Genomic DNA, 17,150 nt, shown 5'->3' with positions numbered 1-17,150 from the left:
AGTGCAGATTATGTCCTACTCTTATCAATTTCGTTTGAAAAATATCAAACTCGTCACCGAACAGGATTATGGTATCCATGAGGTGGCTAAACTTCATCAAATTTTCCACGTTCTCGTCATTTATTGGCTAAAAGCATTTCGGGAAAGAGGGCTTGATGGCGTAAAATCGCCTTATACAGGCCTTAAAACACCGAAAATAGTGAAGCCAAAGATGAAAAAGAAAGACATTGAAATTCAAGAAACCACAGACTTTTCACCTAAAGCGTTTAAAAAGTTACAGAGAGAGCTCGCTTTAGCTCGAGCGGAGATTGCTTACCTAAAGGAGTTAGAGGCACTCGACCGTCAAAAACAGCGACAGAAAAAAGAAAAATCATTGAAAGCTTGAAGCCAAACCACGCGTTAAATGATTTATTTCGAGTGGCTAAAATGCCTCGCTCAAGCTTTTACTATAAAGAGATTAAGCGAATTACGAAGCTAAAGAAGTTATTTTATCGCCGTATAAAAAGAACAAAAACCGAGATGGTTATTGCCCCATGACGCTCAAATTACGCCAAAAGGTAAAGCGGTACAGAGTATGAGTCGCCGAGGAAATTGCTACGATAATGAGGTGATTGAAAGCTTTTTTGCGATATTAAAATCAGAGTGTTTTACTCACGGACTTATCATTCAATTGCTGAATTACAGGCTGAAATTGAAGAATATTTAAGTTAACTAACCTGTCCAACTTTTTTTTGGGGGGGGGGAGATCGCTTTTTCCGCTAATTTTTACTTTATCCAACAGCGCTGTATAATGTTACGCTTTTGAATATAAACGATATGAGGGGGAAGCTCATGATTAAAATCGATACCTTACCGCAATTTTTACGTAACAAAGTGGCGGAAAACGATGCCTTTGGTCTCGTGGAGGGCTTGTGCCAATTATTACGTAGCAGCCCCACAGAAAAAATTGCTCCGACCTTGCATTTGTTTAAGTTTATCTTAAAGAACGATAAAGAATTAGGCTGTTCTGTTTCGAAATTATTATGTGGTTGGTTATGTGGTTTACGCCTTTACCCCTTGTTTATTAGTAGCGGTATCCTTACACGTGGCGGTTTTGGACAGGAGATGAAAACACGTATTTATGAGCGTTTTAACCCCTCTTTTAAAGATATTAATGATTTACGTGATATTTTTTATTTATTATTTAGAGATAAAAATGATGCACGCTGGATTGATGCTGTTCCTTTAAAAACGTGGCGAGGTGTATTTGGCGTCTTAACCCGTTGTACAGAACAAAAAGATCGTGAGCGTTTAAAAAATCATATTGAAAGTGAAGGGTTATTTGCCATTGAGATGCTTTCAATTTGGATTGCTGCTGAAGATATGGATCCTGAGCTGATGCGAATGGAGCCTTCTCTGTTGAATGCAGATTCCCCTTTTGTGGCATTGCACCATGAAGTGGTGAATTGGTTACAGGCGCGCCGCCAATCAACGGTTTTTGATGATAGCCATTTACAGGTAATGTTTAGCCAATGTAAAAAATTGGTTGATCGTTTGCAAAAACGTGGGGCAGTGGTGGGCTCTTCCTTAAATACTGCGTATTTATTGGAGCGTCTTTCTCAGACTTTAGAGCGATTGGAAACCTTGATGGCGATTTTTGTTTCAAATCGCTATTTACCACGCCGGATATTGTTATTAACTGGCTGTTTTGCTCGCGCAGCAGCAGAGAAACATAGCATCACCCGATTATGGAAACAAAGCTCAAGATTAATTTCACGTAGCATTACCCAAAATGCGGGCGATCATGGCGAGCATTACATCACTCGAGATAAAAAAGAGTACTGGGCAATGTTTTATTCTGCCGCAGGTGGTGGGGTATTAATTGCACTGATGGCGCTATTTAAAATCTATCTAGGTAGCATTATTGATGACAAAGTCTGGAAAGGGATTGCTGAAGGCTTAAATTACGGCTTAGGTTTTATGGTGATCTTTATGTTGCATTTTACGGTTGCAACGAAACAGCCGGCCATGACAGCAGCTCGTTTTGCTGAGGCCGTCGAGAAAACGCCTCAAGGTAAAAGCGTCAATATGAAATTAGCCCAATTATTAGTGGATGTATTTCGCTCTCAAAGTATTGCGGTGCTAGGTAATGTGCTCATCGCGATGGGCTTAGCGGCATTGATTGCGTTTGGTTACCAATATAAAACAGGTGAGGCATTGATGAATGCTGATCAAATCGCGTATCAGTTGCATAGCATTGATCCTTTTGCGGGAACCTTATGGTTTGCAGCCATTGCGGGAGTATGGTTATTCTGCTCAGGGATTATTTCGGGCTATTTTGATAACCGCAGCAATTATTTGAATATGCGCATGCGTTTAACGCAACATCCATTATTGAAAAAATTGATGTCTGAGAAATCTCGCGTTAAATTTGCTAATTATATGCATGAGAATTATGGCTCTATTATCGGTAACCTTTGCTTTGGTATGCTGCTTGGTATTACGGGTGTGGTGGGTTACTTAACGCATCTTCCGTTAGATATTCGTCATGTGGCATTTTCATCGGCGAATGTAGGCTATATTGCCGTGAGCGGACATTTCACCTATTCATTGCTTTTACAATGCATTGCTTTTGTATTGTTGATTGGTTTAGTGAATTTAATTGTCAGTTTTTCATTAACGCTTTGGGTTGCCCTGCGTTCTTTAAATACGGAAATTGATAGCTGGTGGCCAATTTGGCATGAAGTTTGTCAAATTGTGAAAAAACGTCCATTAAGCTTATTTCTTCCTGTTCAATTAGATAAATAATCGGCTTAAGTGATCTGCACCCCACTCTCGGACTTATCACTCAATCGCTGAATTACAGGCTGAAATTGAAGAATATTTAGTGTATTACAACCAAAAACGAATTAAACTTGCTTTCAAAGGATTGAGCCCAGTGCAATACCGAGCTCAATATTTAAGTTAACTAACCTGTCCAACTTTTGGGGGGCAGATCACTTTGTATATAAAAGTAGAAACAATGAATATCGTCTTTTTAGATAGTATGGCTATCCCGAAACATATCCCTATTCCTCGTCCAAGCTTTGTGCATACTTGGACTGAATATGAGCATACTTCTTGTGCTGAAACGATTGAACGAGCGAAAGATGCTGATATTGTTATTACGAGCAAAGTCATTTTTGATCGAGAAACGTTAAAACAATTACCTAAGTTAAAGCTAATTGCGATTACTGCAACTGGTACAAATAATGTTGATCTTGTGGCTGCAGAAGAAATGGGAATCTCCGTACGTAATGTGACCGGTTATTCCAGCACAACCGTGCCAGAACACGTTATCGGTCTGATTTTTTCTTTAAAACACAGTTTGGCTGGTTGGTTACGCGATCAAATAGAAGCAAAATGGTCGGAAAGTAAACAGTTTTGTTATTTTGATTACCCAATTACAGATGTGCGCGGTTCAACATTGGGTGTATTTGGTAAAGGTTGCTTAGGATCAGAAGTGGGACGTTTGGCTAATGCCGTGGGAATGAAAGTTCTTTATGCTGAACACAAAGACGCCACTGTTTGCCGTGAAGGTTATACACCCTTTGAGGAAGTATTAAAACAAGCGGATATTGTGACTTTGCATTGCCCATTAACCGAAACAACTAAGAATTTAATGAATGCAGAAACCTTATCCAAAATGAAAAAAGGTGCATTTTTGATTAATACAGGACGTGGGCCTCTGATTGATGAACTTGCCTTAGTTGATGCGTTAAAAACGGGGCATTTAGGTGGAGCGGCTTTGGATGTAATGGTAAAAGAGCCGCCAGAAAAAGATAATCCGTTAATTTTAGCTGCAACAACTATGTCTAATTTAATTATCACCCCGCATATTGCTTGGGCGAGTGATAGTGCAGTGACAACATTAGTTGGCAAAGTAATGCAAAACATCGAAGAATTTGTACAACAATTAAATCAAAAATAATGAATTTTCCTATTTCTCTTTATATTGCACTACGTTATTGGCGTGCTAAAAGTGCGGATCGTTTTGGCCGATTAGTGACTAATCTTGCAAGCCTAGGGATTGTGCTAGGTGTGATGGCATTGATTATCGTGCTTTCTGTGATGAATGGATTAGAAGGTTACCAAAAACAACAGGTGCTATCTTCCATTCCTCACGCGATTGTGAGTGAAGAACAGCCCATTTCTACAGAAAAAACATTAGAAAATTTACCGCACTTTATCCAAAAAGCGGTGCCGATCAATACAACAAATGTGATTTACCAAACGACAAAAGGCGTGAGTGCAGGACAAATCATTGGTATTCAATCATTTTTTGATGATCCTTTGGTTGAATCTTTTGATCAGGCTAAATTTAATGAAATTTTGCCTAGTGGGGAATTTAAACTGGTCATTGGTGATCAACTGGCGCAAAAATTGGGCGTGAATGTTGGGGATAAAATCCGTTTGATGATTACGGAAAATAGTCAATATACACCATTCGGTCGCGTGCCAATACAGCGTTTATTTACGGTTAGCGATATTTATTATGATTATGGCGAAGCATCGGGTTATGAAGCCTTTGCTAATATTACAGATATTGGTCGCTTAATGCGTATTCAACCGCAGCAAGCACAGGGCTATCGTTTATTTTTGAATGATCCGTTCCAAATTACAGAACTCCCACAACATTTCCCAACACAAAAAATTACGGATTGGCGTGTCCAAAAAGGTGAATTTTTCCAAGCGGTGAGAATGGAAAAAAATATGATGGGATTGCTGATTAGTTTGATCATTGTCGTGGCGATTTCCAATATTGTCACCTCTTTAAGTTTAATGGTGGTGGATAAACAAGGGGAAATCGCGATCTTGCAAACTCAGGGCTTAACAAAATCGCAAGTGCGTTCAGTGTTCATTTATCAAGGACTACTGGTGGGATTTGTTGGCACATTGCTCGGTGCTATTTTAGGTGTTTTAGTCACCTTGAACTTAACAGACATTGTAAGTGCGGTAAATCCACAAGGTGTTTTTTTACCGACAGAATTATCCTTTGTTCAAATGATTTTTGTCATTGGATTTTCCTTGTTACTTTCTTTACTTTCAACCCTTTATCCCGCTTATCGAGCTGCAAAAGTAGAACCAGCCGCTGCCTTGCGATACGAATAAGTTTTTTAATGGTAAATGAATGATGGATGAACAATCACTTTTATCTTTTGATACACAACATATTTGGCATCCTTATTCTTCAGTTTCTTCTGACATGCCGCTTTATGCGGTAGAACGTGCTGATGGCGTGATGATAACCTTAAAAGATGGCAATCGTTTGATTGATGGCATGTCTTCTTGGTGGGCGGCGTTGCATGGTTATAATCACCCTCGTTTAAATGCGGCTGCACAGAATCAGTTGGCAAAAATGAGCCATATTATGTTTGGCGGTTTTACCCATCAACCTGCGGTGGACTTAGCTCAATTATTGGTACAAATTTTGCCAAATGGATTAGATAAGATCTTTTTTGCTGATAGTGGTTCTGTTGCTGTGGAAGTAGCGATGAAAATGGCTATTCAATATCAGCACGCTAAAGGGGAAGTACAACGACAGAAATTTGCCACCATCCGTTCGGGTTATCATGGCGATACTTGGAATGCGATGTCAGTGTGTGATCCAACCACAGGGATGCATCATTTATTTCATCATAGCCTGCCAGTACAATATTTTCTTCCTCAACCCAATATTCCATTTTATGAATCTTGGAATGATTGTGTGATGGAACCTTTAGCTGATTTACTTAAGAAAAAAGGTAGCGAAATCGTCGCACTTATTTTAGAGCCTGTCGTGCAAGGTGCGGGCGGTATGTATTTTTATTCGCCAACTTATTTAGTGAAAGCACAAGCGCTTTGTAAGCAATATGGTGTATTGCTAATTTTTGATGAAATTGCCACGGGTTTTGGCCGTACAGGGAAACTATTTGCTGCCGAGCATGCTGGGATTTCGCCAGATATTATGTGTATTGGTAAAGCCTTAACGGGTGGTTATTTAACTTTATCGGCAACCATTACGACCACTGAAATTGCGCAAACTATTTGTGGCGGTGAGGCTAAATGCTTTATGCACGGACCCACTTTTATGGCAAATCCGTTGGCTTGTGCGATTGCAGCAGAATCTATCCGTTTATTGTTGGAAAGCCCTTGGCAGCAAAATATTCAGCGAATTGAGTCTTCCTTAAAACAACAGCTTTCGCCTTTAGTTGAAAAAGATTACGTCAAAGACGTTCGTGTATTAGGGGCGATTGGAGTGGTTGAAATGAAAAGTGCGGTAAATATGAAAACTTTAGTCCCACGTTTTGTGGAACAAGGTGTTTGGATTCGACCTTTCGGAAAATTGGTTTATGTGATGCCACCATTTGTGATTAAAAGTGATGAACTGCAGAAATTAACGGAAGGCATGATTCTGGCTTTAACGCAGGAATATGAACATTAGGATAAAAAATGGATGCTTTCAAACAGCAACTGGAACAGCTTAGCGCACAAAATCAATATCGTTCAATTCCAGACTTAGTTCATCAAGGACGATATATTACGCGAGAAAATCGCAAAATGTTGAATATGTCATCTAATGATTATTTAGGTTTGGCATCAAATGAAAATTTGCGCCAGTCTTTTTTACAGCAATATGGCGATAATTTTCCCTCTTTTACCAGTTCATCGTCTCGTTTATTAACGGGAAATTTTCCTGTTTATACCGATCTTGAGCAGCTTATTGCTCAAAGTTTCCAACGGGGAAGTGCTTTATTATTTAACAGTGGCTATCACGCCAATCTTGGTATTTTACCGGCGTTGACAACAACAAAAAGTTTAATTTTGGCAGATAAATTAGTGCATGCCAGTATGATTGATGGTATTCGTTTAAGTCAATGTGCGTTCTTTCGTTATCGTCATAATGATTATGAACATCTAAAAAATCTGCTCGAAAAAAATGCTGGAAAATTTGACCGCACTTTTATTGTGACGGAATCAGTTTTTAGTATGGATGGTGATGTAGCTGATTTAAAACATCTTGTGCAACTGAAAAAACAGTTTCCCAATACTTATCTTTATGTGGATGAAGCCCATGCAATAGGCGTTTATGGTAAAAACGGATTAGGTATTGCCGAACGAGCTAATGTGATATCTGATATAGATTTATTGGTTGGCACTTTTGGCAAAGCCTTAGCTTCAATGGGGGCTTATGTCGTCTGTGATCAAATATTAAAAGAGTGTTTGATTAATCAAATGCGTCCATTGATTTTTTCAACAGCACTTCCGCCATTTAATGTGGCCTGGACTCATTTTATTTTTGAACGATTACCACAACTTTCAAAAGAAAGAACACATCTTGAGCACTTAAGTGCATTTTTACGCCAAGAAGTGGAGCATAGAACGCAAATAATGCCAAGTCAAACTTGCATTGTTCCCTATATTTTAGGTGAGAACGAAGCAACCCTTGCCAAGGCGAAAGAGCTGCAAGAGCAAGGTTATTATTGCTTGCCGATTAGACCACCGACAGTACCAAAAGGTACATCCAGAATACGATTGTCTTTGACGGCAGATATGACAATGGATGAAGTAAAACAGTTTGTGGCATGCTTATAAGGAAATAATGTGAAAACGAAATTTTATGATCATCAAGGTGAGCATTTAATAGTTTATTTTGCTGGCTGGGGGACACCTCTTGATGCGGTAGCTCATTTGATTTTGCCAATAAATCATAATTTATTAATTTGCTACGATTATCAAGATTTGGATTTAGATTTTGATTTTTCTGCCTATCAGCAAATTCGTTTAGTGGCATGGTCAATGGGTGTTTGGGTGGCAGAGCGAGTATTACAAGGAATCACTTTACAATCTGCAACAGCAGTGAATGGTACAGGTTTACCTTGTGATGATAGTTTCGGTATTCCTTACGCTATTTTTAAAGGTACTCTAGAGAATCTCACAGAAAATACTCGTTCAAAGTTTGAACGTAGAATCTGTGGTGACAAAGTATCTTTTGAACGTTATCAACAATTTTCTGCACGACCATTTAACGAAATTCATCAAGAACTCACCGCACTTTTTGCGATGATTCAGCAGGATAAACGCACAGATCTTATTCACTGGACAAATGTATGGGTTAGTTCTCACGATAAAATTTTTATGCCAGCTAATCAGCACCAATATTGGGCATCGCGTTGTGCCATTCAGGAAATAGAGGGTGAACATTATGTGTTTTCAAGATTTACCCACTGGTCGGCATTATGGAATTATTAACCTCCGTAAATAAATCGCGTATTCAACAAGCCTTCCAAAAAGCCTTAAATAGCTATGATGAACATGCGTTAATTCAACAAAAAATGAATATTAAGTTAATGATGCATTTACAAGACTATTTACCAAATGGATCATTAGATAGCGTTTTGGAACTAGCTTGCGGTTCTGGTATGTTGAGTACGTTGTTGCAGAAACAGATTTCAGCCAATTATTGGTTATTTAATGATTTGTGCGATGTGCGCTCTCTACTCGCTGAAAAGCTGATTCACCCCTTTGATTTTTATTGTGGTGATGCAGAGAACTTTCCTTTTCAACGACGATTTGACTTGATTGCAAGTGCATCAGCCGTGCAGTGGTTCCATCATCCTGACAATTTTATTTCCCATTGTAAAACAGGATTGAAACCTAATGGGTTATTAGCGATTACGAGCTTTGGTGAAGATAATTTAAAAGAGATTCGCCAAATGACGAATGTGGGGTTAAGTTATCCGAATTTATCTCAATGGCAAAATTGGTTAGCCAATGATTTTGATCTTTTATGGCATGACGATGTTAATGTAATACTAGAGTTTGATACGCCATTGGATGTACTCAAACATCTGAAATATACAGGTGTAACAGCGACTAACCAGAAAAATTGGACAAGAAAAAATCTCAACAAATTTATTGATGACTACTTACAGGCTTTTAGGTTGCCATCGGGTAAAGTGCGGTTAACTTATCATCCATTGTTTTTTATCGCACGTTATTCTCGTGTTGGAAATTAGTAAGGCGTATTTATGGGCAAGGTTATTTTTGTATCGGGCATTGATACCGATGTAGGTAAAACAGTTGCAACAGGCATTTATGCTAAAAAGTTGATGGAACAAGGCTTTTCCGTTATTACACAAAAAATGATTCAAACAGGCTGTAAAAATATCGCTGATGATTTGGTTGTACATCGAAAGATTCAAGGCATTGATTTGACGGAAGAAGATTTACAAGGCGACACCTGCCCTTATCTTTTTGAATATCCTTGTTCTCCTCATTTAGCGGCAAAGCTCGAAGGGCGAGAAATTAATGAAAAAATTATTGAAAAATCCACCGCACTTTTGGCAGAAAAATATGATTATGTATTGTTGGAGGGGGCCGGTGGGTTAATGGTACCTTATTGCGAAGAGGCGACGACGTTAGATTATATCCAGTCAAATAATTACCCTTTGATTTTAGTGACATCGGGAAAATTAGGTAGCATAAACCATACATTGTTAAGTTTAGAGGCTTGTCGTTCTCATGGTGTGTCAGTGCTAAGCGTAATGTATAACGGTTATCCTGAATACGATCCTATTATTAGTCAAGAGACACAAGGCTATTTAAAAGGTTATCTTAAAAAACATTTTCCTGAAACGGGATTGGAATACTTTGGGCGCATTGAAATTTAAGCTCAGGGAAAAGTGTGATAGACTCGCGCCAGTTTTTAATGAGATGATTTGCTGCTAAAGTGCGGTTAAAACGAGTAAAAAATGAATAACTATTTATTAAAATGCGAAAACATCAATAAATTTTATCAAGAAGGTGAAAACCAAACACAAGTGTTAAAAGGCGTTTCTTTTTCTATGGAACCCGCAGAGTTGGTTGCGATTGTGGGAAGTTCTGGTTCAGGGAAAAGTACTTTATTGCATACTTTAGGGGGACTTGATCAGCCAAGTAGTGGGGAAGTGTTTATTAATGGACAATCCTTGCAAAAAGCATCGGCTAATGAATTAGCTGCTTTGCGTAATCGTTATTTAGGATTTGTGTATCAATTCCATCATTTAATGGCGGACTTTACTGCACTTGAAAATGTGATGATGCCGATGTTGATTGGTCATCAAAATAAAACTGAAGCGAAAGATCGTGCCGAAAAAATGCTAAGTGCGGTGGGGTTAAGCCATAGAATGACGCATCGTCCTTCAGCGCTTTCTGGTGGGGAACGTCAGCGCGTGGCGATTGCGCGTGCTTTGGTGAATAATCCATCGTTAGTTTTAGCGGATGAACCCACAGGGAATCTTGATCACAAGACCACAGAAAGCATTTTTGAACTCATTCAACAACTTAACCAAGAGCAAAATACCGCTTTTTTATTAGTCACTCACGATATGGGGCTTGCTGAAAAACTATCACGCCGTTTAGTTATGCAAGATGGTATTTTGAAGGAAGGTGTGTGATGAATACGCCGTTTTTTATTAGTTGGCGTTATCAACGTGGCAAGCAGAAAAATCCTTTAGTTGCGTTAATTGCAAAATTTTCAGCTATCGGTATCGCGCTGGGCGTTGCAGTTTTAATTGTTGGCTTAAGTGCGATGAATGGTTTTGAGCGTGAGCTTAACCAACGAATTCTTGCTGTGGTTCCCCATGCAGAGATTTTATCTGCACCGAATGCAACGGATCCAACCATTCACCATTGGCTAAATTTGGAAAAACGCTTACAACAAAATGGCCAAATTAAAGGTATTTCCCCTTTTGTTAGCTTTACTGCATTGGTAGAAAATGGATCAAAACTGAAAGTGGTTCAAGTGAAGGGCATTGAAAAACAAGCAGAAGATCGTGTGAGCTCTCTTGGTAATTTCGTACAAGAGCAAGGCTGGGATAAATTTGGGAAAGAAGGCGGATTAGTCTTGGGTTCAGGTATTGCTAGAGAACTCGATGTAAAATCGGGTGATTGGGTTACCTTACTTATTTCTCAGCAAAATGGCGATGAACAACTTGCTCAACCTACTCGTGAACGCGTGCAAGTCACTGCAATCTTACGTTTAGATGGGCAACTTGATTACAGTTATGCCTTATTGCCGCTTGCTCAAGCACAAGAATTTTTAACTTATAAACCTGATCAAATAACAGGTGTTGAATTGAAATTAGATGATCCTTTTTCTGTGAAAAATTTGGATTTATCTATGCTTAACGACTATCCTCAGATGCTTTATATTCAAAACTGGATTAGTAAATTTGGTTATATGTATCGCGATATTCAACTTATTCGAACTGTGATGTATATTGCCATGGTACTCGTGATTGGGGTGGCATGTTTTAATATTGTTTCTACGCTGATTATGGCGGTAAAAGATAAGCAGGGCGATATTGCCATTATGCGCACGCTTGGAGCGAATAATGCTTTCATTAAACGTATTTTTATTTGGTATGGCTTACAGGCTGGAATGAAAGGTTGCTTAATTGGTATTGTGTTAGGCATTATACTTGCATTAAATCTGACAACTTTTATTCAAGGCATTGAGTGGGTTATCGGTAAGAAATTATTATCAGGCGATGTGTATTTTGTCGATTTTTTGCCAAGCGAGTTACATTGGTTGGATGTTTTGATGGTTTTAGTTGCAGCGCTTGCATTGAGTTTAATTGCTAGTCTTTATCCAGCAAGTAGGGCCGCTAAATTACAACCAGCTCAAGTATTAAGTAGCCATTAATTTTGTGAATACCGCATGATAGTGCGGTATTTTTAATATTGTAAGAATCTGCTTTCAATGACTTATATGAAATTTATTTCTTAAAACCACAAAGAAAATTCATATACATCTAGATGGCTAAAACTTCAATCGCTAGATATTCTTTGTTAGAATCGACCGCATTTCATTTAAAATTTAATTATAGGAAAGCATCATGAGCAAATTATTTCCAAATGCCAAGACTCGAACTCAAGCCCCTTATCGTTTTGATATTGTCGGGAGCTTTTTACGCCCAGAAACATTAAAACAAGCACGCCATCAATGTAGCTGTGGCGACATTTCTTGCGCCGACTTAACTCAAGTAGAAGATAGTGAAATTTCAAAATTAGTTGAGCATCAAAAGTCAGTGGGATTATCTGCTGTAACAGATGGGGAGTTTCGTCGAACTTTCTGGCATCTTGACTTCTTAGCCGCTTTAGATGGTGTAAAAGAAGTGGATGTAGAAAAATTTTCGGTACAATTTAAGCATCATAGTGTCCGCCCAAAAACTTTACGTATTGTTGATAAAATTGATTTTTCTGAGAATCATCCATTCATAGCACATTATCGTGCTTTACAAAAAATTTCAGGTGAAACAGAAGTAAAATTAACCATTCCTTCTCCTTCCATGTTGCATTTAATTTGTACAGTACGTGAAACAGATTATCATCCTATTGCACGTTATCAAGATAATAATCAATTATTACTTGATGATATTGCTGATGCTTATATTAAAGCAATGAATATCTTCTATGTTGCAGGCTGTCGCAATTTGCAATTGGATGATACAAGTTGGGGTGAGTTTTGTGCTGAAGATAAACGCAAGGCCTATACAGAGCGAGGTTTAGATCTTGATCAAATCGCAAAAGATTATGTCTATATGATTAATAAAATTGTTGCGGCTAAACCAGCTGATCTAGCCATTACAATGCATATTTGTCGAGGTAATTTCCGTTCTACTTGGTTCTCTGCTGGTGGTTATGAACCTATAGCAGAAATCTTATTTGGCCACTGTAATGTAGATGGTTTCTTTTTAGAATATGATAGTGATCGTGCGGGTGATTTTAAACCGTTACGTTTTATTAAAAATCAGCAAGTTGTTCTAGGATTAGTGACATCCAAATCAGGTGACTTAGAGAATCGTGATGAAATCATTGCACGCATTAAGGAAGCAACACAATATGTCGATATTAATCAGCTTTGTTTAAGCCCTCAATGTGGTTTTGCTTCTACAGAAGAAGGCAATATTTTAACTGAAGAGCAACAATGGAAAAAACTAGAGTTTATCCGAGACATCTCTGAAGAGGTCTGGGGAAAATAAATATATTTCCAATGTTATATAAAAATAGCCGCATAAAGTGCGGCTATTTTTTTACTTGTTTTAAATATTCTAAAAAATTGCTTAAAACCTGTTTTATATCAAAAAATCCACAAAATTTATAAGCCTATGTTCTTTATTTAGGCGTATTATATTACTCGGAATGATTAATTCATTCTGGTTATCTACAATAAGGACATTATTATGGCAATTAAAAAAGTGATTACTGTCTGTCCGTATTGCGCTTCAGGTTGTAAGATCAATCTATTGGTTGAAAACAACAAAATTGTGGGTGCTGAAGGTGCAAACGGTAAAACAAACGAACGGGAGCTTTGCCTGAAAGGATATTATGGCTGGGATTTTGTGCATGATACAAAAATCCTCACTCCTCGCCTAACTCAACCGATGATTCGCTACAAACGTGGCGAGCCGTTCACGCCAGTGAGCTGGGAAGAAGCTATTTCCTATTCTGCAAAACGTCTACAGGAAATTAGAGAAAAATATGGTAACGAGTCAATTATGGTAACGGGTTCTTCTCGTGGACCAGGTAACGAAGTGAATTTCGTTATGCAAAAATTTGCTCGTGCGGTATTAGGTAATAACAACATTGACTGTTGTGCGCGCGTATGACACGGCCCTTCTGTAACAGGTCTGCTCAAATCGGTCGGTAACGGCGCGATGTCCAACTCAATTGTTGAGATTGAAGACACTAAATGCGTATTTATCTTTGGCTATAATGCCTCAACGTCTCACCCTATTGTGGCGCGTCGTATTAACCACGCAAAAGCAAAAGGGGCGAAGATTATTGTTTGTGATCCTCGTAAAATTGAAACCGCTCGTATTGCTGACATTTATGCGCCTCTTGCCAATGGTAGCAATGTCGCATTTTTGAATGCAATGATGAACGTGATTCTTGAAGAAGGATTACAAGATCAAAAATTCATCGATGAACATACCGAAAATTTCGATGCGTTCTATGAAACTGTAAAAGCTTATACACCTGAATCAACTCAACATATCACTGGCATTGAGCCTGAAATGTTGAGAGAAATTGCCCGCACTTATGCGAAAGCTGAAACTGCGACAATTCTATGGGGTATGGGGGTATGTCAGTTCCGTCAAGGTGTGGAAACTGTACGTGCGTTGGCAAGCTTGGCAATGCTTACTGGTAACTTAGGTAAACCAAATGTTGGTGTAAACCCTGTGCGTGGGCAAAACAACGTACAAGGCGCATGTGACATGGGGGCTTTATATAATACTTTACCTGGTTATCAAAGCTATGCGGATCCAGAAATCAACGCTAAATTTGCGAAAGCATGGGGCGTACCATCTATTCCAACCAAACCAGGTGTACCATTGAGTGAAGTGCCACATGCAGTGGCAGAAGGTAAACTCAAAGCATTCTATATTATGGGTGAAGATACTTTACAAACTGAACCTGATTTGAATGCCATGAAACAAACTTTTAAAGATCTTGAGTTTATTATTGTTCAAGATATCTTTATGACTCAAACGGCAGCAGAAGCGGATGTGATTTTACCAGCAACATCTTGTGCTGAACACGAAGGTGTTTATAGTGCAGCTGACCGTGGTTTCCAACGTTTCTATAAAGCGGTAGATCCTGTTGGTGATGTGAAAGACGACTGGGAAATCATTAGTCTTATGGCACAGGCTTTGGGTTATCCAATGCATTACAACAATACCAAAGAAATTTGGGATGAGTTGCGTGAGCTTTGCCCAATTTATAAAGGTGCAACTTACGAGAAAATGGAAGGCTTGGGTTATATTCAATGGCCATGTACAGATGAAGGCCCTGAAGATCAAGGCACTACATACTTATATGAAGGTCAAATCTTCGACCGTCCAAATGGTAAAGCTGAATTCTTTGCTTGCGATTGGGAACCACCAATGGAAGAAGTTTCTGAAGAATATCCATTAGTGCTTTCTACTGTGCGCGAAGTTGGTCACTATTCTTGCCGTTCAATGACGGGTAACTGCCGTGCACTTGCTGCATTGGCTGATGAGCCAGGATTTGTTCAAATGAACGACCAAGATGCGAAAGCTTTAGGCATTAAGAATAATGAGCTTGTTTGGATTTCTTCATCTCGTGGTAAAGTTATATCTCGTGCTGATGTAAGTTCTCGTACTAATAAAGGTGCGTGTTATATGACTTACCAATGGTGGATCGGAAAATGTAACGAACTCACTGCTGAACATTTAAATCCGGGATCTCGTACTCCGGAATATAAATACAGCGCGGTGCGTATCGAAAAAATTGAAGATCAACGTTGGGCTGAGCACTATGTTGTAACTGAATATACTAAGCTCAAATCACGCTTAAAAGAAACCGCACTTGTGGCTTAATTATCATATTTATCATGATTAGGACAGGCTTTATGCCTGTCCTTTTTTATATCTAATGAAATATGATATGGGTAAGAATATTTGAAATGTTAAAAAGAGGGTTTATTCAAAGGCAATTTCTTTAATACGTAATTCATCACCGCTTTGTCGTTGCAAGTGTATGCTGCCACAATTTGGACAAGAATCATGATGAGCTTGTATCTCAACTAATTTTTGACACTGCCAACACCAGGCTTGCGCTGCAATAGGAATCAGATGTAGTTTACAGCCTTCAGCAGCCGTACCTTGAAAGGTTATATCAAAACAGAATTCCAATGCGTCAGGTTCTACACAAGAGAGCGCGCCAATTTCCAGCCACAGATCCGTAACTTTTTTTATATCGTGACTTTTACATTGTTGTTCTACTATTTCCAGCATATTTTGACAAAGAGATAATTCGTGCATAGTTTTTCCTTTTGTTTTTCTTCCTTAAAACAAATGCCTTTATCAATTCAAGATAAAGGCATTTCTCTAAAACATTGTCAATTTCAACCGCACTCTACACGAGCATATTTACAACTGCAAATGAGACTTTTAATAGCGCAGCGTTGATTAAGTCGATAAAGAACGCCCCGACCATTGGAACGATTAAAAATGCTTTGTGTGATGGCCCAAAACGGCTGGTAATGGCTTGCATATTTGCAACGGCTGTTGGGGTCGCACCTAAACCGAAGCCACAGTGACCAGAGCTTAATACAACCGCATCATAATCTTTACCCATTGCGCGATAAGTAACATAGATTGCAAATACCGCCATAAAGACAACTTGTACTGCAAGGATGATTAATACATCTACCGCTAAACCTGCAAGTTCCCAAAGTTTTAATGACATTAAGGCAATAGCTAAGAAAATAGATAAACCCACGCTACCTAATACATCAATAGCCGAATCCGCTACTTGGAAACGGAAGATATTGGTTAAAATATTACGGATAATTACACCGGTAAATAAACACCATACGAATGTTGGTAATTGGAATGCGGTGCCTTTTGTTTGTGCATCTAAATATTGACCGATAAGCAAACAGATAGACATCATTGCAATAGTTTCAATTAACGAACGTGAAGTAATTTTACGTTTGTAAGTTGGATGTTCAAAGGCTTCTTGAATATCATCTACTTCATCATTTTCAGGATTTTCACCTTGTTTTTGACGATTTAATAAGAAACGTGCAACAGGGCCACCAATGATACCACCGAAGACTAAACCAAAGGTTGCACATGCCATAGCAATTTCAGTTGCACCTTGTAGATTAAATTGGTGAACGAAGGTATCAGCCCATGCTGCGCCAGTACCATGACCGCCAGTTAATGTGACAGAACCTGCTAATAAACCATATGCTGGGTGGATACCTAATGCTAATGAACCTACGACACCAATAACATTTTGGCAAATAATTAGCAAACCAGCGACGAACAAAAATACGATAAGTGGTTTTCCGCCTTTAATTAAACGGGAAAAGTTTGCGCTTAAACCAATGGAAGTGAAGAACACTAACATCATGGTAGTTTGCAAATTCTTATCAAAGTTAAAGGATGTCCCGTCAACTTTATTCCAAATTAAAAGACCAATAGCAACAATAAAACCACCAACAACTGGCTCAGGAATGTTGAAGGTTTTTAAGATGCTGATTCGTTTAACGAGAAAATAACCCAAGAGCAAGACTAAGCTTGCTAGTGCAAGGGTTTCATACGTGCTAAATGTATGACTCATAAATTGGATCT

General features: G+C 38.7%; 15 protein-coding genes and 1 pseudogene. 14 read left to right on the top strand and 2 right to left on the bottom strand.

What is annotated here, in order from left to right; all coding sequences use genetic code 11:
* Window positions 1–10: 10 nt before the first annotated feature.
* From KP713_RS01840 to fdhF, 14 genes and pseudogenes are all read left to right on the top strand, one after another.
* A complete protein-coding gene (locus KP713_RS01840; protein ID WP_215769680.1) occupies window positions 11–385 on the top strand; it encodes a transposase in 375 nt (124 codons plus the stop codon).
* 446 nt (window positions 386–831) lie between these two features.
* Window positions 832–2,787, top strand: coding sequence for a site-specific recombinase (locus KP713_RS01835; RefSeq protein WP_215769679.1), 1,956 nt, complete (start codon window positions 832–834; stop codon window positions 2,785–2,787).
* 37 nt (window positions 2,788–2,824) lie between these two features.
* Window positions 2,825–2,947, top strand: a pseudogene (locus KP713_RS01830) (IS3 family transposase); the annotation flags it as partial.
* Between the two features lie 54 nt (window positions 2,948–3,001).
* Window positions 3,002–3,949 (top strand): 2-hydroxyacid dehydrogenase, encoded by a 948-nt coding sequence (locus tag KP713_RS01825; protein ID WP_215769678.1) that lies wholly within the window; start codon window positions 3,002–3,004, stop codon window positions 3,947–3,949.
* Window positions 3,949–5,130, top strand: coding sequence for a lipoprotein-releasing ABC transporter permease subunit (locus KP713_RS01820; protein ID WP_215769677.1), 1,182 nt, complete (start codon window positions 3,949–3,951; stop codon window positions 5,128–5,130). The genes KP713_RS01825 and KP713_RS01820 overlap by 1 nt, the downstream gene beginning before the upstream one ends.
* Window positions 5,131–5,152: 22 nt before the next feature.
* Window positions 5,153–6,442, top strand: coding sequence for an adenosylmethionine--8-amino-7-oxononanoate transaminase (bioA, locus tag KP713_RS01815; RefSeq protein WP_215769895.1), 1,290 nt, complete (start codon window positions 5,153–5,155; stop codon window positions 6,440–6,442).
* Window positions 6,443–6,450: 8 nt separating this feature from the next.
* The gene (gene bioF / locus KP713_RS01810; protein ID WP_215769676.1) at window positions 6,451–7,593 is read left to right on the top strand and encodes an 8-amino-7-oxononanoate synthase; all 1,143 of its coding nucleotides are present in this window, start codon (window positions 6,451–6,453) and stop codon (window positions 7,591–7,593) included.
* A 9-nt stretch (window positions 7,594–7,602) separates the two neighbouring features.
* Entirely contained in the window at window positions 7,603–8,250 is a 648-nt protein-coding gene (locus KP713_RS01805) for a pimeloyl-ACP methyl esterase BioG family protein (RefSeq protein WP_215769675.1), read from the top strand.
* A complete protein-coding gene (gene bioC, locus KP713_RS01800) occupies window positions 8,238–9,017 on the top strand; it encodes a malonyl-ACP O-methyltransferase BioC (RefSeq protein WP_215769674.1) in 780 nt (259 codons plus the stop codon). Before KP713_RS01805 ends, bioC begins: the two co-directional genes overlap by 13 nt.
* A gap of 12 nt (window positions 9,018–9,029) precedes the next feature.
* The gene (gene bioD, locus KP713_RS01795) at window positions 9,030–9,671 is read left to right on the top strand and encodes a dethiobiotin synthase (RefSeq protein ID WP_215769673.1); all 642 of its coding nucleotides are present in this window, start codon (window positions 9,030–9,032) and stop codon (window positions 9,669–9,671) included.
* An 81-nt stretch (window positions 9,672–9,752) separates the two neighbouring features.
* Complete coding sequence (gene lolD / locus KP713_RS01790; protein ID WP_005633495.1) at window positions 9,753–10,436, top strand: lipoprotein-releasing ABC transporter ATP-binding protein LolD; 684 nt, start codon at window positions 9,753–9,755, stop codon at window positions 10,434–10,436.
* Window positions 10,436–11,686 (top strand): lipoprotein-releasing ABC transporter permease subunit LolE, encoded by a 1,251-nt coding sequence (gene lolE / locus KP713_RS01785; protein WP_005633497.1) that lies wholly within the window; start codon window positions 10,436–10,438, stop codon window positions 11,684–11,686. Before lolD ends, lolE begins: the two co-directional genes overlap by 1 nt.
* 193 nt (window positions 11,687–11,879) lie before the next feature.
* A complete protein-coding gene (locus KP713_RS01780; protein ID WP_215769672.1) occupies window positions 11,880–13,025 on the top strand; it encodes a 5-methyltetrahydropteroyltriglutamate--homocysteine S-methyltransferase in 1,146 nt (381 codons plus the stop codon).
* Window positions 13,026–13,226: 201 nt separating this feature from the next.
* Entirely contained in the window at window positions 13,227–15,386 is a 2,160-nt protein-coding gene (gene fdhF / locus KP713_RS01770) for a formate dehydrogenase subunit alpha (protein ID WP_226385891.1), read from the top strand.
* Between the two features lie 102 nt (window positions 15,387–15,488).
* On the opposite strand, the gene hypA is transcribed toward fdhF, so the two are convergent.
* Window positions 15,489–15,830, bottom strand: a complete 342-nt coding sequence (gene hypA, locus KP713_RS01765; protein ID WP_005633520.1) for a hydrogenase maturation nickel metallochaperone HypA — start codon at window positions 15,828–15,830, stop codon at window positions 15,489–15,491.
* A gap of 94 nt (window positions 15,831–15,924) precedes the next feature.
* Window positions 15,925–17,139 (bottom strand): sodium/glutamate symporter, encoded by a 1,215-nt coding sequence (gltS, locus tag KP713_RS01760; RefSeq protein WP_048952622.1) that lies wholly within the window; start codon window positions 17,137–17,139, stop codon window positions 15,925–15,927.
* Window positions 17,140–17,150: the final 11 nt, after the last annotated feature.

It is taken from the genome of Haemophilus sp. SZY H36, assembly GCF_018829625.1.
Classification (GTDB): Bacteria; Pseudomonadota; Gammaproteobacteria; order Enterobacterales; family Pasteurellaceae; genus Haemophilus; species Haemophilus haemolyticus_K.
This window is presented reverse-complemented; position numbering and strand designations above follow the sequence as displayed.

Bases quoted from the DNA above. Each gene is read 5' to 3' on its own strand.
- KP713_RS01840 (WP_215769680.1), top strand. From the start codon at position 11: ATGTCCTACTCTTATCAATTTCGTTTGAAAAATATCAAACTCGTCACC.
- KP713_RS01835 (WP_215769679.1), top strand. From the start codon at position 832: ATGATTAAAATCGATACCTTACCGCAATTTTTACGTAACAAAGTGGCG.
- KP713_RS01825 (WP_215769678.1), top strand. From the start codon at position 3,002: ATGAATATCGTCTTTTTAGATAGTATGGCTATCCCGAAACATATCCCT.
- KP713_RS01820 (WP_215769677.1), top strand. From the start codon at position 3,949: ATGAATTTTCCTATTTCTCTTTATATTGCACTACGTTATTGGCGTGCT.
- bioA (WP_215769895.1), top strand. From the start codon at position 5,153: ATGGATGAACAATCACTTTTATCTTTTGATACACAACATATTTGGCAT.
- bioF (WP_215769676.1), top strand. From the start codon at position 6,451: ATGGATGCTTTCAAACAGCAACTGGAACAGCTTAGCGCACAAAATCAA.
- bioC (WP_215769674.1), top strand. From the start codon at position 8,238: ATGGAATTATTAACCTCCGTAAATAAATCGCGTATTCAACAAGCCTTC.
- bioD (WP_215769673.1), top strand. From the start codon at position 9,030: ATGGGCAAGGTTATTTTTGTATCGGGCATTGATACCGATGTAGGTAAA.
- lolD (WP_005633495.1), top strand. From the start codon at position 9,753: ATGAATAACTATTTATTAAAATGCGAAAACATCAATAAATTTTATCAA.
- lolE (WP_005633497.1), top strand. From the start codon at position 10,436: ATGAATACGCCGTTTTTTATTAGTTGGCGTTATCAACGTGGCAAGCAG.
- KP713_RS01780 (WP_215769672.1), top strand. From the start codon at position 11,880: ATGAGCAAATTATTTCCAAATGCCAAGACTCGAACTCAAGCCCCTTAT.
- hypA (WP_005633520.1), bottom strand. From the start codon at position 15,830: ATGCACGAATTATCTCTTTGTCAAAATATGCTGGAAATAGTAGAACAA.
- gltS (WP_048952622.1), bottom strand. From the start codon at position 17,139: ATGAGTCATACATTTAGCACGTATGAAACCCTTGCACTAGCAAGCTTA.